This window comes from Brevibacillus sp. NRRL NRS-603 (assembly GCF_003013445.1).
Lineage (GTDB): Bacteria > Bacillota > Bacilli > Brevibacillales > Brevibacillaceae > Brevibacillus > Brevibacillus formosus.
Window position 1 is genome coordinate 43,158 of sequence record NZ_PXZN01000002.1, and the last position, 14,229, is coordinate 57,386.

Below are 14,229 nucleotides of genomic sequence, written 5' to 3' on the forward strand. Positions count from 1 at the left end.
GACGGAGGAGTAGCAAAAATGCCGGACGATCGGGAATTGATCGAGCAAATCCTGGCTGGCAATCACCAGCTATACAGTCAGATTATCGACAGGTACAAGGGCAAGATCGTGACCTACTTGTACAAAATGATCGGTAACATGCCTGACGCACAGGATTTGGCTCAAGACGTGTTTACCAAAACCTTTTACCTATTGAAAGACTATCGGCCTGAGCACAAGTTTTCTTCATGGCTGTATCGAATCGCGAGCAATCATTGTCTCGATGAAATACGAAGACGCAAAAGGACGGAGCAGACCGCAATTGTGGAGGAACAGATCGTTGATCCAGAGACACCAGAAACCACTCTGTTAAAAAAGGAGCGAGACGCCCAGCTGGAGCGCAGTATCATGCTGCTGGATGAGGAGTATCGCGAGGTGTTCGTTCTGCATTACTTGAAGCGTCTGTCGTATCGGGAAATCAGCGAGCGACTGTCTCTTACGGAGAGCGCTGTTCAAATGCGTTTGTTCCGTGCTCGTAAAGAGATGAAGAAAAGCCTGATGAAAACAATGGGAGGGGGAGATATTTATGACATGCTTCATGTTTAATCAATGGAAGCTCTATGCAAATGGCGAGCTCCCCCCTGCCGAAAGCAAAGGACTGGAGCAGCATGCAGTAGAATGCCCACAATGTCAAATCAAGCTGCAAGAGTGGGTAGATTACATGCTGGAAGAGGAATTCTCCGCCTATCCGGAAGTTCCTGTACCCGATACCTTTACGGACGAGGTCATGAGTAAACTGTTCGAAGAGGTTCCCGTACGTACGGCACGGAAGCGCTCCTCCCGAACCAGAAGACAAAGGGGTTGGGATATTGTGAAGAAGACAGGACTGGTAGTAGCAGGACTTACTGCGTTGGTAGTGACAGGAACCGCTGTATCGCCGACGTTTGCGAATTATGTGAATAGCTTGTTCCAGATTGAAAAGGATGCGGATAGCGGTATGAAAAATGCTGTCAATAAAGGCCTTGTCCAAAAGCTGGAGCAGAAGGTAACCGATCAAGGGATTACTTTCGAAGCAAAAGAGTTGATGGCTGACTCGATGAGGATTGCAATTATCTTTGATATGTACGACCAGAATGGCAAGCAAATAGAAGACCACTCTATGAAGCTTCAGTTAATTGATTCCAACGGAAAAGATTGGTTGGCGGAGGATGGAAGAGAGGAGTCTGGGAGTAGTCATGGGCAGTTTTTCATCACTGAGCTGAGCTTGAACGATATTTTCGAATCGGCGGAGGCTACTCCTGACCAACTGACCTTGAAAATCGTACCAACAGACATCGAAGGCAAGACAGGGAAGTGGGAATTGGAAATTCTGGTCGATATGAAGAAAGCGAAAGAAGCGACCAAAACGGTTGCGTTCAAAGACGCCGTGTATCAATCACCACAAGGGCTTGAGCTTAAACTGAAACAAATCGAATTTTCCCCAAGTGCGACACGGGTTATGCTGGATTCAACGGTTCCAAAATCAGCTTACGTAGAGTTTGAACGGGCAGTGCTCATGTATGATAAGGATCATCCGGAAGGAGTCCACATCACAAACAAAAAAGTCGAACCTACTCTATCAGGAGGTGATATCGCGTACGAAATTACCAACGAGAAAGGTGAGGTCGTGGCAGCTCGGGATATGTTTGGATTAGATAAAGGAATCGCGAAAAAGAAGAATGTTCTTTACGTCTCTGGACTGTCCAGTAAACAAGAAGGCGATATCACGAAGTGGTGGCATACATTTGGCCCGCTACAGGGTGAACAAAAGTTAAAGTTTCAGCTCCAAAAAGTTTATGAGAACAAACTGGCTTCTCCCAAATTCGACCTCATTCCAGAAGACTTAAACAAGAAGGCAGCGACTTTCAAGGATGAGACAGGCAGTTCGTTTACATTCTCCTCTTTTTCGTGGACACCTGCTAGCGGGGAGGAAAAAGGTAAGGCTGTGATAATTGTAGAAGGTACACTAGGAAAAGACGTGGTCTCCATCAGATATTGGTATGTAAAGGATGAAAATGGGAAGACTTACTACGCGACATTGAATCCAGAAAGCACCAGAGACAAAGATGGACGTGTACATTTCAAAGGTGAGCTGGTCATTCCGAAATTGGAGCAAGCACCGAAAAGGCTTACTATTTGCTATCCTGAATATACGGTAGAGCACCACGTAAATTGGGAAGTGCCATTTGAAATCAAATAGATGAAACACAGAAAAAGGAAGAGGCTGACAGAGGCCTCTTCTTTTTTATTTCGAAAAGTGATTATAGAATTTTTTAAAAGTAGAGAAAGGTTTTTCCAGAAAATCCGTAATAGCTTATGAATCAACCAAAACGGAAGCTGCGCAGCATTCCCCGCTGGCTTGATCTGTGATAGATGGAGGAGTAGCAAAATGCCGGACGATCAGGAACTAATCGAGCAAATCCTGGCTGGCGATCATGAGCAGTACAGACAAATTGTTGACAGGTATAAGGGCAAGATCGTTGGCTATTTGTACAGGATGATCGGCAACATGCCAGACGCACAGGATTTGGCTCAAGACGTGTTTATCAAAACCTTTTATCGTTTACATGACTATCGGCCTGAGTACAGGTTTTCGTCGTGGCTGTATCGAATTGCGAGCAATCATTGTTTCGATGAAATGCGAAAACGCAAACGGACAGAGCAAGTAGAAATCGATGAGGAGCAGCTGATTGATCTAGACACGCCTGAGACGACTTTGTTGAAAAAGGAACGGGACACCGAGCTGGAACGCAGCATCATGCTGCTGGATGAGGAGTATCGCGAAGTATTCGTCCTGTTTTACATCCATCGTCTGTCGTATCGGGAAATCAGCGAGCAACTGTCTCTCTCGGAGAGTTCCATTCAGATGCGTTTATTCCGCGCCCGCAAAAAGATGAGAGACAGCCTGGCGAAAACGATGGGAGGGGGAGCTATTTATGAAATGCTTCATGTTTAATCAATTGAAGCTATACGTAAACGATGAGCTGGCCCCTGCCGAGAGCAAAGGATTGGAGCAACATGTGGAAAATTGCCCACAATGCCAGAAGCAACTGCAAGAGTGGGTAGAAGGCATTCAGGAAGAGGATTTTTCCACCATTCTGGAGGCTCCTGTATCCGATGCGTTTACAGATGAGGTCATGGATAAGCTGTCTGATGCAATTCCTCCACGTTCTAAGCGAAAGCGCTCCTCCCTAACTAGAAGACAAAGGGGTTGGGATATTGTGAAGAAGACAGGATTGGTAGTAGCAGGACTTACGGCGTTGGTGGTGACAGGAACGGTTGTATCACCTACGTTTGCGAATTATGTGAATAGCATGTTCCAGATTGAAAAGGATGCGGATAGCGGTATGAAAAACGCCGTCCATAAAGGCCTTGTTCAAAAGCTGGAGCAAAAGGCGACCGATCAAGGAATTACTGTCGAGTTAAAAGAGCTGTTGGCTGACTCGATGAGGATCGCCGTCATCTATGATGTGTACGACGAGAGCGGCAAGAAGATTGAAGACAATGTTTTGAATGCGAAGCTGATTGATCAGAACGGAAAAGATTGGTTCGAGGATGATGGAGGAGATAATTCGGGAAGTCATGGAGAGTTTTTTATCACAGAGCGATTTTTGAACGAAATCTTCGAATCAACTGAGGCGACTCCTGACCAACTGACCTTACATTTAGAACAGACAGAAATCGCTGATAAGACAGGAAAATGGTCATTTGAAGTTCCGATTGATATGAAGAAAGCCAAGGAAGCGACGAAAACGGTTGCCTTCAAGGATACGGCTTTTCAATCGCCGCAAGGGCTCGGGATTGAGCTGAAAAATATCGAATTTTCCCCGAGTGCGACCCGGGTCATGCTGGATACCACTTTCCCAAAATCAGCTTATTTGGAGGTTGAACGAACGTCGATCCTGTACGATCGGAAAAATCCGCAAGGGGCCATTATCACAGAAAAAGAGCGTGATCCTGCTTTTTCGGGAGAGAATATGATGTACGAAATCACCAATGAAAAAGGGGAAGTGGTAGCAGCTTGGGATATGAAATCATTGGATGATGGGCTTGATAAAAAGGAGAATGTTCTTTTCACACCAAGAACAGAAGAAGAAGCGGAAGAAAGACCAGAAGGCTATGTCTTGAATTGGTGGCATACATTTGGCCCGATACAGGGAGAACAAAAATTAAAGCTTGAGCTAAAGAAAATTTATGAGAAAAAGCTGGCTTCGCCTAAATTTGATCTGGTTCCAACAGAACTAGACAAGAAAGCTGCGACTTTCAAGGATGAGACAGGCAGTACCTTTACATTCTCTTCTTTTGCATGGGAGCCAGGTAACGGCGAAGATCTAGGTGAGGCCGTAATGACCATAGAGGGGACATTAGGAAAAGGCATAGTCGAGAACCGCGATTGGTCTGTAAAGGATGAAAATGGGAAGACTTACCCTGCGTCAGTGAGTACGGAAAGCACCAGAGACAAGGACGGGCGGGTACAGATCAAAGGTGAGATCACGATTCCGCGCTTGAAGCAACAACCGAAAAAGCTCACGGTATCCTACGCTACCTATATGGTGGAACACGACGTGAAGTGGGAAGTACCTTTTGAAATCAAATAGTACAAAGAAAAGGAAGAGGCCGACAGGGGCCTCTTCTTTTTTGTTACAGGAGCTAGTTCTTTTATGATTTGTGAGCGTAAGGCCCTAACTGTTGACGAGTAAAGGTATAACGGGAATTTTCGTCCTTTAGCCACATATTCCCCTTCACAATGAGAATGTACACCGCAACGATGAAGTAGCCCGTCCCAATGATCCAGTCTGATGTGGTTACCATGCCAGTGGAGATGATATGCCGGATATACCATACCCCGATTGGGAGGTGGAAAAGGATAACGGCGAATAAGCCCGGATTGTAGAAGGTTTTTGCTTTCAGATTCGCAAAAATTCCATGCCAGATAAACTGGAAGAAGCCCATGAGAATCGGTGCTAAGCCGAGCCAGACGACCGTTGGGAACAAGAGGGGAACCAGATAAAAGACATAGGCAATGACGAGGTTGATGATCATCGCAGACTGTGGATTCAGCGGGAATCGTTCTGGATGGCTGCTTTTGAAAATCAAACCATTAAACAGTCCGGCAAAATATCCCGGCCAACGGTACTCTTCATATTGATGAACAAGGATGGCGATGAAGCTTAGCCACAATAGCCGCTCAATAGCAGGAATGGTACTCCATTGCAGCATGAGATACAGCCCTACGCCGACTGCCACCAACACACCAAGGTCTGACCAATATTTTCGCAAAAAGTCCATTTGTGTCTCCCCCTATTTCCTATTTTTCATGAAAATAGCGTGCGAATAACAAATCAATCTGTTGCTCGACGGAAGCGACCTCGATGCCAGCGCCTGTAGACAATATCGACTTGAGCAAGGCTGGCAGAAAAATCGCTCCAAACAGCTGCATGATCATCATCATGAGAACCTCATGGTCTTCTTCGTGGGTAATTTCCTTCAAAACTCCCTCAATTTTCACAAACCCAATGCTTTTGAGAAATTGGCCGTACTCATATTGCGAGGTAAATACAGCGCCACCCAGCGAAAAGATTCGTGAAACCAGCTCGGGATATTGCTGGATGATCTGCACGTAACTCATTAAAAACTGCTTGAGTCGTTCTTGGGGAAGTAGAGATGTGTTATCCAAGAGATCAAATGTAGCTGTAAAGCTGCCTAGAAAAGCACTGAGGGCTTCATTAATGAGCTTATCCTTGGAACCGAAATAGTAGTTAACCAAAGCTACGTTGGTACCGGAATCCGCTGCGATTTTCCGCACCGTCACACTCTCGAAGCCTTCCATCTTGATCAAATCCAGTGTCGATTGCAAAATTTTCGCTTTCGTTTCGCTGTTTTTATCTACCTGTGACATGACCAACCTCCTTTTTCTTGGAAGCAAAAACGTTTTGTTAAACATCGTTTTAAACGTTGTTTAATTTAATGGTAGCATTCTCCAATCGAGATGGCAATGATTCGTTTTTGCACATCAGCGGAGCTTTTCGCGTATACCTAATAGGCAATGGGAAAGAGGTGACCACATATGAGCGGATGGCTCGCACTCCTGCTCGTTTCCCTGGCCATCAGCATGGACAGTGTCAGTGTAGGATTGACGTATGGTTTACGGAACATGAAGATGCCCTTTTTGTCGCTCGTCGTCGTTTCTGGTTGTTCGTTTGCTGTTGTCTATGGTGTCATGCTCGTAGGCTCATCCCTCACTGAATGGTTAACACCCGAAATCGGCAAGTATATTGGTGCTGCTGTCTTGATTCTCATGGGGTTGTTTACTTTGTGGCGGCTCATTGCGACAAGGTCGGGAACAGAGGCTCAGGAGTCTACTGCTGACAGCAGCAACGCCGTTGTAGCCACAGAAAAACAGGAAGAGCAGGAACCCATCGTATTATTGTCGCAGTTCCGTATTTTTGGTGTCATGATTCAGATTTTAAAAGATCCGTCCAAAGCCGATGCTGACCGTTCTGGGCATATTATGGGCTGGGAGGCCGTCATGTTGGGGCTTGCCCTGTCATTGGATGCTTTCGGGGCAGGCATTAGCCTTACATTTTTGGGATACTCGCCATTGCTCGTCGCTCTCTGTATTGCGGTGATGAGCGCCTTGCTTCTTGTGATAGGAATTGCCCTCGGCAGGCGCGCCGGAAAGGCCAGATGGCTGACGCGACTCACCTGGCTGCCGCCGATTTTGTTGATTTGCATTGGCGTAGCCAAAAGCTTGAAGTAGTGATTTATACCAAAAATATGGAACCCGTCCAGATAAATGGACGGGTTGTTTTATTTTCTAGCTCGTCTGCATACACATGAAAATGAGTGAGATGTGGATGGAGGAGATGTAGGTGGATACACAGCCAATTCGAAAATGGTACACGCTGGCGGCGGCCGACGTGACCGAAGCCCTTCATAGTGATGCTGCGCAAGGGTTGACTCAGCAGGAGGCGGAGCGGCGACTGGCTAAACAAGGTGCCAACCAGTTGGCTGAACAGAAGCGAAAGCCTCTCTACTCGGTCTTTGTTGATCAGTTCAAGGATTTTATGGTACTCATCCTGTTCATTGCAACACTGATCTCGTACTTCCTCGGAGAGTACCTGGATGCGATTGCGATTATCGCGATCATCCTTATTAACGGGATCCTCGGATTTATTCAGGAGGCCAAGGCTGAGCGATCCTTGCAGGCGCTAAAGGAGCTGGCATCCCCGATGGCGCGCGTCATCCGGGGTGGGCACATTTCCATGATACCGGCTTCGCGGCTGGTACCTGGTGATCTGGTGCAATTGGAGGCCGGGGACCGTGTTCCCGCAGATTTACGTTTGCTTTCGGCCAATCGGCTAGAGGTAGAGGAGTCTGCGTTAACAGGGGAGTCTGTCCCCGTCGGAAAAAACGTGAAAAAACTGGAGACAGCCCAGGCCTCCACTGTACCGCTTGGCGACCAAAAAAATCTCGCGTTCATGGGCACGATGGTGACCGGAGGAACAGGGAGCGGTATCGTCGTAGCGACAGGGATGAGCACGGAAATTGGGAAAATCGCGCACCTGATGAATACAGCAGAAGAAGCAGAAACCCCTTTGCAGCTGAGATTGGAGCAAATGGGCAAAATTCTCGTGGTCGTTGCACTGCTGTTGACGATTGTAGTCATTGCCGCTGGTGTCTGGCATGGTCATGAGCTGTTTACGATGTTCCTCGCCGGGGTGAGCCTCGCAGTTGCGGCAATTCCGGAAGGCTTGCCGGCGATTGTGACTGTCGCGCTAGCGCTCGGCGTCCAGCGGATGATCCGCCGCAATGCGATCGTACGCAAGCTCCCATCAGTCGAGACATTGGGCTGCGCCTCTGTTATTTGCTCTGATAAAACAGGGACTCTGACTCAAAATAAAATGACCGTTACCCAAGTTTGGCACAGCGATTCCACGTATGAGGTGAGCGGTAGCGGCTACGCACCGGAGGGATCCTTTCACTACCTAGGGAAAATGGTATCTCCTTCCCGTGACGGAGCGCTTACGCAAATTATCCGAATCGCAGACAGATGCAACAACGCCCGTTTGACTTGCGAGGAGCAAAGCACGCGCAATCTGCTCGGGATGGGCAAGACGTCACGCTTTTGGCAAGTCATAGGCGACCCGACAGAAGGTGCTCTCAAGGTGCTTGCCGCAAAGGCATTGGGCGGCAATACAGAGCGTAGCAACCAAAAGAGTCAGGGACAGCGTGTGGAGGAGCTCCCCTTTGATTCTGACCGCAAAATGATGTCGGTCGTCGAAAAGGGGACAGACGGTGTGTATTCCCTGCTGACCAAAGGCGCGGCGGAGGCATTGCTGGCTAGATCGACGCACATTTTGTGGAAAGGAGAGCTCATACCACTCTCCGCGACGCTTCGTCACCAAGTACTGGAGCAAACGGAGCGGATGGCAGGCAAAGCGCTGCGCGTACTGGGCTTCGCGTATAAGACGCTGCAAGGCTATCGCCCAGGACAGCCAATCGGCTCCCTCGAAAACAATCTCGTCTTTGTCGGATTGGCCGGGATGATCGATCCGCCGCGTGAAGAGGTGCGTCCAGCGATCAATCTGTGCCATCAAGCAGGAATCAAGACGGTCATGATTACAGGCGACCACAAGGTAACAGCAGAAGCAATCGCCCGGCAGATTGGTTTGATGCGTGGATACGGTGAAGTATTGGAGGGGCGGGAGCTGGATAGTATGTCAGATGAGCAGCTCGCAGAGTATGCGGAGCGCGTCACTGTCTATGCCCGTGTGTCTCCTGAGCACAAGCTGCGGATCGTCCGTGCCCTGCAAAGCCAAGGACATGTTGTCGCCATGACCGGAGACGGTGTCAATGATGCTCCTGCGATCAAGACCTCAGACATTGGGATCGCGATGGGGATTACCGGTACGGATGTGACGAAGGAAGCGGCCGATCTCGTGCTCCGAGACGATAACTTCGCTACGATTGTCGCTGCTGTCGAGGAAGGGCGCAACATCTATGACAACATTCGAAAATTCATCCGTTATTTGCTGGCGTCCAACGTAGGCGAGATTCTCGTCATGTTTTTTGCAATGCTCCTCGGGCTTCCTTTGCCTTTGGTTCCGATCCAGATCTTGTGGGTCAATCTCGTGACGGATGGTTTGCCGGCCATGGCGCTGGGCATCGATCCGGCGGAGAAAGATACGATGTATCAGAAGCCGCGCAACAAGGCAGAGAACATATTCAGCCGAGGGTTGGGCTGGAAGATTATTAGCCGCGGCTTTCTCATCGGGGCCATGACGCTCTTGGCTTTCTGGCTGACTCTCAAAGATAATCCGAATGACTTGGTGCACGCCCAGACTGTCGCTTTCGTCACGTTGGTTATGGCGCAGCTGATTCACGTTTTCGATTGCCGGAGTCAATACAGCGTTTTTCATCGGAATGTATTTGAAAACAAATACCTCGTCTGGGCCGTGCTTTCGTCGATCGTGCTCGTGATCGGTGTCGTATACATGGAGGCGCTTCAGCCAATCTTCAAAACAACGGATCTAAATCTGCGCGATTGGGCATTAATTTTGGTCGCAGCGGGAGTTCCTACGTTTGTCGCAGGCATCGGTGGGGTGCTTACCAGCGGCAGACAGCGCACAGGCAAAGAGAAACGCCCAGCTATGCGTACGGTTCGACCTGACTAACCGAGTCGCCAAAGGGGAGAGGGAGCCATCGTGCGCTTGAGAAGGGGTGGATGGAAAAGACGCAGTAGGCGAATTTTTGCATGGACACTGATGATGATTGTCGTGTTGATCGTTTTGTTTATCGTTGTGGAACGCAGGGTAGAGCCGACGTTGATGGTGATTGCCCAGGCCAAGGCAGAGCAGGTCGCCAAGCTCGCCATTACCGATGCAGTCACCAAACGGATGACCCAGCAGGGTGTCGACGTCAACGAAGTTGTCATCATGGAGAAGGACGAGAATGGCAGCATCAAAGCGGTGAATTTTAATTTCAAAGAGTACTCCCGGATTGTGGGGGAAACGACAGCTCGTATTCAAAATCGCCTGAAGGAATTCGAGCAGGAGCACGTCCAGACAAGCATACCACTAGGCTTGGCTACCAAAAACGTCTTTCTGGAGCACTTTGGGCCTGAAATTCCGGTGTCGTTCGTTCCGATTGGAGCCGTCAAAACGAAGCTGGAAACAGGTCTGAAGCAAGCCGGGATCAACATGGTGCTGGTGACTGTCTACATCTACGTCGAGGTCGATTTGCGGGTCATTATCCCGTTTGCGACCAAGCAACAGACGGTCACCACACAAATCCCGGTCTCCGAAGCCCTGATCGTCGGCAAGGTACCGACTTATTTGTACGATAACCCGTCAGGAAAGCCTGATGTGCCGATGCTGCAAAACAACGAAATCCCCAGCCAGCCGTGATGTTTCTCGTATATACGCGAACGATTTACACATCTATGAAAATTTTTTTGAAACGTTTCTGAAAGGGTGCCGTCCAATGAATAGAGACACACAAAAACAAGCAAGAACATTGGAGGCATAAACAATATGAAAGCAATTCGTACAGGCATGATGACAATCGCGGCACTGGCCGTTTTGGGAACTAGCGTAGTATCTGCAACCTCCGAACCAGTAAAAGAACTTTCCGTTAACATTAACGGTCAAGCAATCGCACAAGATGCGATCTTCGATAAAGGCCAACAAACCGTACTGGTTCCACTTCGTCCCGTAGCTGAAGCCCTCGGTTTCAAAGTAAGCTGGAACGACAAGGAAAAAGCAGCAGAGGTGCAAAGAGGCGCGATCACCAGCTTTGCAAAAGAAGGAGAGGATCGCTATCCTTTCGCAAAAATGTACAAAACGCTGGGAGCAGAGCCGCGCGTACTGAATGGCAGCACCTATGTACCAGTTAAATTCGTAGACGAAATCCTGCAAGCAGACGTGAATGTAACCGATGATACAGTGACTGTAGTGGAGGACGAAATCGCTCCTATGCGCACGGGTACCATTACGAACATCAATAAATCCGATAAAGGCTACTCGGTTACACTGAACATCTATGAGTCTGGCATCATCCTGCACCTGACAGAAGACACAAAAATTACGGATGAAGCTGGTAAAGTGCTGAAGCCAGAAGACTTGAAGCTGGGTATGGCGGTAGATGCTACAACCGAAAAATTCATGGCGATGAGCTTGCCGCCACAAACGAGTGTGCTCAGCATCACGGTAAAAGGCGGTCTGGAGACTCAGGACGTCCTGGGAACAGCGGGAAAAGTAGCGAGCATCTCTGCTGATAAAGATGGCAACTACAAGATGCTCGTAGAGGGTCGCGGTATTACCGCCACCTCCCAAGAAAAAATCAACCTGAACATTACCGAGAAAACGGTGATCATCAATGCACGAAATAACAAAGTACTCTCTCCAGCTGAGCTGAAAGAGGATATGCAAGTAGTGGCCTTCTATGGTCCAATGATGACGAAGAGCCTGCCGCCTATCGGCACAGCTGAGAAAATCGTAGTAGAGTAAGAGAAAGAACGGGATGGCATTTGCTGTCCCGTTTTCTTATGTTCCTTTCATGATGTTCAGGGAATTCCCTGATACACTTTCTTTTATGGAAACTTTACAATAACGTTAGGATGATTGTCTCAAAAGGAGGAGCCATGGGTACGTCGAGTGAAGTGCTTTCCCTGATGCAGTCCATCTTTGCCAACGTCAGCGATGCGATCCTGGTGATTGATCAGGAGGGACGAATCGTAAAGGCCAATGCTGCGTTGGAGCAGATGACGGGCTGGACGGAAGAAGAGCTGATTCGAGATAAACATATTTGCGAGCTGTGTCTCGGAATGGCAACGTGTATGGAAGAAACGAGCTGCACGGATTGCTTTTTTAAGCGTGTGCAAATGCCTTCATTCGAGATGAGGCTCCGAACGAAATCAGGTGTGGATTACCCTGTCGCTGCCAGCTCTGCGAGACTAGAGGATGATTCGCAGGGGAAGCTGGTCATGATTTTGCGTGATATGTCGGCGCAACAGCGAGTGGAAAAAGAGCGCTACCAGTACAAGCTGACGAATTTTGCAATCCAAGCACAAGAAGAAGAACGAAAGCGCATCGCCCGAGAGCTGCATGATGGCGTAGGGCAGGCGCTTTATAGTATTTTAGTGGGACTAAACGTAGTCAGACAACGAGAATTGAGCGAGCCGGTTATGCAGCATGTCTCGGAATTGGTAAATATGACTTCCAAGGCGATGGAGGAAGTGAAGCGCATGGCGCTGGAGCTGCGTCCGTCTGCACTGGATGATCTCGGTTTACTGCCTGCCTTACGTTCGTTGATGAAACGGGTAGAAAAGACGTTTCATATCCAGGTGGAGCTGCATGTTCAGGGGGAGAAACGCAGATACTCTGCTGCGATGGAAACGGCGTTGTACCGGATTGTACAGGAAGCTATGACCAATACGGCAAAATACGCAAAGGCGAGCCATCTGGGAATCATGTTTGAGAATCGGGAGAAGGAAATTGTCGTCACGATTGTGGATGACGGAGTAGGGTTTGAAGTAGAGAAAACATTGAAAATCGGCAAAGGTCTCGGTGTGTTTGGCATGAAGGAGCGTGCCCAACTGCTTGGTGGAACCGTTGATATTCGCTCCGCACCCGAGGAAGGAACGACGGTGATCGTCCGAATTCCGGTGCCGAAGGAGGGGGTAGAGGATGAGCATTCGCGTCTTGATCGCTGATGATCATGCGATTGTACGCTCTGGGCTGGGGATGCTGATCAACGCCCAGGAGGACATGGAAGTCGTCGGTTATGCAGCTGACGGAAAAGAGGCATGTGAAAAAGCATTGGAAGTCCGGCCCAACGTCGTCCTGATGGATTTGAGCATGCCGCCTGGGGAAAACGGCTTGACGGCAACGGCCAGACTGAAGGAAACTGCACCAGACATTCAGGTGCTCGTGCTTACGATGCATGATGACGAAGAATACTTGTTTCGGGTACTGCAAGCTGGTGCTGCCGGCTATATATTAAAAAGCGCCCCTGACCTCGATTTGATTACGGCAATCCGTTCGGTCAATCAGGGCATGGCGTATTTGTATCCATCTGCGACGAAATCTCTGATCGAGGAATTTTTGCAAATGGTCAAGAACGGTGAGGAGCAGGCCAAGTACGACATCCTGACTGATCGGGAAAAAGAAGTGCTGGTCTTGATTGCAAAGGGCTTCAGCAACAAGGAAATTGCCGAGCAGCTCACTGTTTCCGTCAAGACGGTAGAATCGCATAAAGCGCACATTATGGAAAAGCTCCACCTGCGTACGAGGCCTGATTTGGTGCGGTATGCGATTAAGAAGGGCTGGCTGGATTTTGAATAAGGACGATCCCAATACGGGGTCGTCTTTTTTTGTGTCGAACCTGTGACCAAAAACGGTCATAAAACGGTCGAAATCAGGGGTTTCCCGGAACATTTTAGGGGATTTCCCCGAATTACTTCCAAGGGGTTCCAGCGGTAGAATGAAGGCGTGAAAACTACACCGCGCCCATGAGGCACGTAGGAAAGGAGATGAGCGCGATGGAGACGCAAGTTGACAAGGCGGAGAAAGGCAAGAAATCTAAATCCAGCAAGCTGCAAACGGACCAGGAAGACTTGAAGGGAACGTTTGTCGCGGTTCTGATCGTCGGAGGTATCATTTTAGTCGGTTGGTTGGGTGTATTCGGGCTTTTTCTGGATAGGGCGTAATAAGGAAGTAAAGGAGGGTACTTATGCATTTGCATCGATATGAAAAAATCTGGTTGATGCTCGGCGCAGGCGGTTTGGCCTTATTTATTGTATTGTTGTGCGTCAATGCGTTTGCCATGGGGATGGCTCCGCCAAGTAATATGGAAATGATTGATCCGGAGAAGGTTACGGAGACGCCTCCTTTTGATAAACCAGGCTTGAAACAGGTAGGAGACAACGAATATGACGCCTACATGACAGCATTTGCGTTCGGCTTCGCTCCGACCAAGATGGAAATACCGGTTGGCGCAACGGTGAATTTCCACGTCACGAGTCCAGACGTTATTCACGGTTTCCAGATTCCAGAGACCAACATTAACTTCATGGTTCTGCCTGGACACATCAGTTCGGCGACACATACGTTTGACAAGCCAGGCGAGTATTTGATCCTTTGTAACGAATACTGTGGCGCAGGTCATCAGGTAATGGCGACCACAATTATTGTGAAATAAAGGTAGGTG

14 protein-coding genes are annotated in these 14,229 nt (G+C 48.7%); 12 read left to right on the top strand and 2 right to left on the bottom strand.

Annotated elements, in window-relative coordinates; translation table 11 throughout:
• Positions 1–18 precede the first annotated feature (18 nt).
• The 4 genes from C7R94_RS00505 (at position 19) to C7R94_RS00520 (ending at position 4,616) form a co-directional block, all read left to right on the top strand.
• Positions 19–585, top strand: coding sequence for an RNA polymerase sigma factor (locus C7R94_RS00505; protein WP_047073838.1), 567 nt, complete (start codon positions 19–21; stop codon positions 583–585).
• Positions 566–2,218 (top strand): DUF4179 domain-containing protein, encoded by a 1,653-nt coding sequence (locus C7R94_RS00510; protein WP_106778014.1) that lies wholly within the window; start codon positions 566–568, stop codon positions 2,216–2,218. The genes C7R94_RS00505 and C7R94_RS00510 overlap by 20 nt, the downstream gene beginning before the upstream one ends.
• 189 nt (positions 2,219–2,407) lie before the next feature.
• Entirely contained in the window at positions 2,408–2,974 is a 567-nt protein-coding gene (locus tag C7R94_RS00515; RefSeq protein ID WP_047073840.1) for an RNA polymerase sigma factor, read from the top strand.
• Positions 2,955–4,616, top strand: a complete 1,662-nt coding sequence (locus tag C7R94_RS00520) for a DUF4179 domain-containing protein (protein ID WP_106778015.1) — start codon at positions 2,955–2,957, stop codon at positions 4,614–4,616. The genes C7R94_RS00515 and C7R94_RS00520 overlap by 20 nt, the downstream gene beginning before the upstream one ends.
• Positions 4,617–4,677: 61 nt before the next feature.
• Here C7R94_RS00520 and C7R94_RS00525 read toward each other — a convergent pair whose 3' ends face one another.
• A complete protein-coding gene (locus C7R94_RS00525) occupies positions 4,678–5,307 on the bottom strand; it encodes an HXXEE domain-containing protein (RefSeq protein WP_106778016.1) in 630 nt (209 codons plus the stop codon).
• A gap of 19 nt (positions 5,308–5,326) precedes the next feature.
• Positions 5,327–5,917 carry a TetR/AcrR family transcriptional regulator gene (locus C7R94_RS00530; RefSeq protein WP_106778017.1) on the bottom strand — a complete coding sequence of 197 codons (591 nt, stop codon included), beginning with the start codon at positions 5,915–5,917 and terminating at the stop codon, positions 5,327–5,329.
• Between the two features lie 168 nt (positions 5,918–6,085).
• On the opposite strand from C7R94_RS00530, the gene ytaF reads away from it, so the two are divergent.
• The 8 genes from ytaF to C7R94_RS00570 all read left to right on the top strand — a co-directional run bounded on the left by ytaF (position 6,086) and on the right by C7R94_RS00570 (position 14,220).
• Positions 6,086–6,778, top strand: a complete 693-nt coding sequence (gene ytaF / locus C7R94_RS00535; RefSeq protein ID WP_106778018.1) for a sporulation membrane protein YtaF — start codon at positions 6,086–6,088, stop codon at positions 6,776–6,778.
• 112 nt (positions 6,779–6,890) lie between these two features.
• Positions 6,891–9,695, top strand: coding sequence for a calcium-translocating P-type ATPase, SERCA-type (locus C7R94_RS00540; protein ID WP_106778019.1), 2,805 nt, complete (start codon positions 6,891–6,893; stop codon positions 9,693–9,695).
• Positions 9,696–9,725: 30 nt separating this feature from the next.
• Entirely contained in the window at positions 9,726–10,427 is a 702-nt protein-coding gene (gene yunB, locus C7R94_RS00545; protein WP_106778020.1) for a sporulation protein YunB, read from the top strand.
• Positions 10,428–10,553: 126 nt separating this feature from the next.
• Complete coding sequence (locus C7R94_RS00550; RefSeq protein WP_106778021.1) at positions 10,554–11,528, top strand: copper amine oxidase N-terminal domain-containing protein; 975 nt, start codon at positions 10,554–10,556, stop codon at positions 11,526–11,528.
• A gap of 134 nt (positions 11,529–11,662) precedes the next feature.
• The gene (locus C7R94_RS00555) at positions 11,663–12,733 is read left to right on the top strand and encodes a PAS domain-containing sensor histidine kinase (protein ID WP_233220433.1); all 1,071 of its coding nucleotides are present in this window, start codon (positions 11,663–11,665) and stop codon (positions 12,731–12,733) included.
• Positions 12,708–13,364: a response regulator transcription factor gene (locus C7R94_RS00560; protein WP_047073854.1), complete on the top strand. Its 657-nt coding sequence runs from the start codon at positions 12,708–12,710 to the stop codon at positions 13,362–13,364. The genes C7R94_RS00555 and C7R94_RS00560 overlap by 26 nt, the downstream gene beginning before the upstream one ends.
• 197 nt (positions 13,365–13,561) lie before the next feature.
• Positions 13,562–13,729 (top strand): cytochrome c oxidase subunit 2A, encoded by a 168-nt coding sequence (locus C7R94_RS00565; RefSeq protein ID WP_087345710.1) that lies wholly within the window; start codon positions 13,562–13,564, stop codon positions 13,727–13,729.
• 23 nt (positions 13,730–13,752) lie between these two features.
• On the top strand, positions 13,753–14,220 hold the full coding sequence (locus C7R94_RS00570; RefSeq protein ID WP_047073857.1) for a cytochrome c oxidase subunit II: 468 nt from the start codon (positions 13,753–13,755) through the stop codon (positions 14,218–14,220).
• Positions 14,221–14,229: the final 9 nt, after the last annotated feature.

Bases quoted from the DNA above. Each gene is read 5' to 3' on its own strand.
- C7R94_RS00505 (WP_047073838.1), top strand. From the start codon at position 19: ATGCCGGACGATCGGGAATTGATCGAGCAAATCCTGGCTGGCAATCAC.
- C7R94_RS00510 (WP_106778014.1), top strand. From the start codon at position 566: ATGACATGCTTCATGTTTAATCAATGGAAGCTCTATGCAAATGGCGAG.
- C7R94_RS00515 (WP_047073840.1), top strand. From the start codon at position 2,408: ATGCCGGACGATCAGGAACTAATCGAGCAAATCCTGGCTGGCGATCAT.
- C7R94_RS00520 (WP_106778015.1), top strand. From the start codon at position 2,955: ATGAAATGCTTCATGTTTAATCAATTGAAGCTATACGTAAACGATGAG.
- C7R94_RS00525 (WP_106778016.1), bottom strand. From the start codon at position 5,307: ATGGACTTTTTGCGAAAATATTGGTCAGACCTTGGTGTGTTGGTGGCA.
- C7R94_RS00530 (WP_106778017.1), bottom strand. From the start codon at position 5,917: ATGTCACAGGTAGATAAAAACAGCGAAACGAAAGCGAAAATTTTGCAA.
- ytaF (WP_106778018.1), top strand. From the start codon at position 6,086: ATGAGCGGATGGCTCGCACTCCTGCTCGTTTCCCTGGCCATCAGCATG.
- C7R94_RS00550 (WP_106778021.1), top strand. From the start codon at position 10,554: ATGAAAGCAATTCGTACAGGCATGATGACAATCGCGGCACTGGCCGTT.
- C7R94_RS00555 (WP_233220433.1), top strand. From the start codon at position 11,663: ATGGGTACGTCGAGTGAAGTGCTTTCCCTGATGCAGTCCATCTTTGCC.
- C7R94_RS00560 (WP_047073854.1), top strand. From the start codon at position 12,708: ATGAGCATTCGCGTCTTGATCGCTGATGATCATGCGATTGTACGCTCT.
- C7R94_RS00565 (WP_087345710.1), top strand. From the start codon at position 13,562: ATGGAGACGCAAGTTGACAAGGCGGAGAAAGGCAAGAAATCTAAATCC.
- C7R94_RS00570 (WP_047073857.1), top strand. From the start codon at position 13,753: ATGCATTTGCATCGATATGAAAAAATCTGGTTGATGCTCGGCGCAGGC.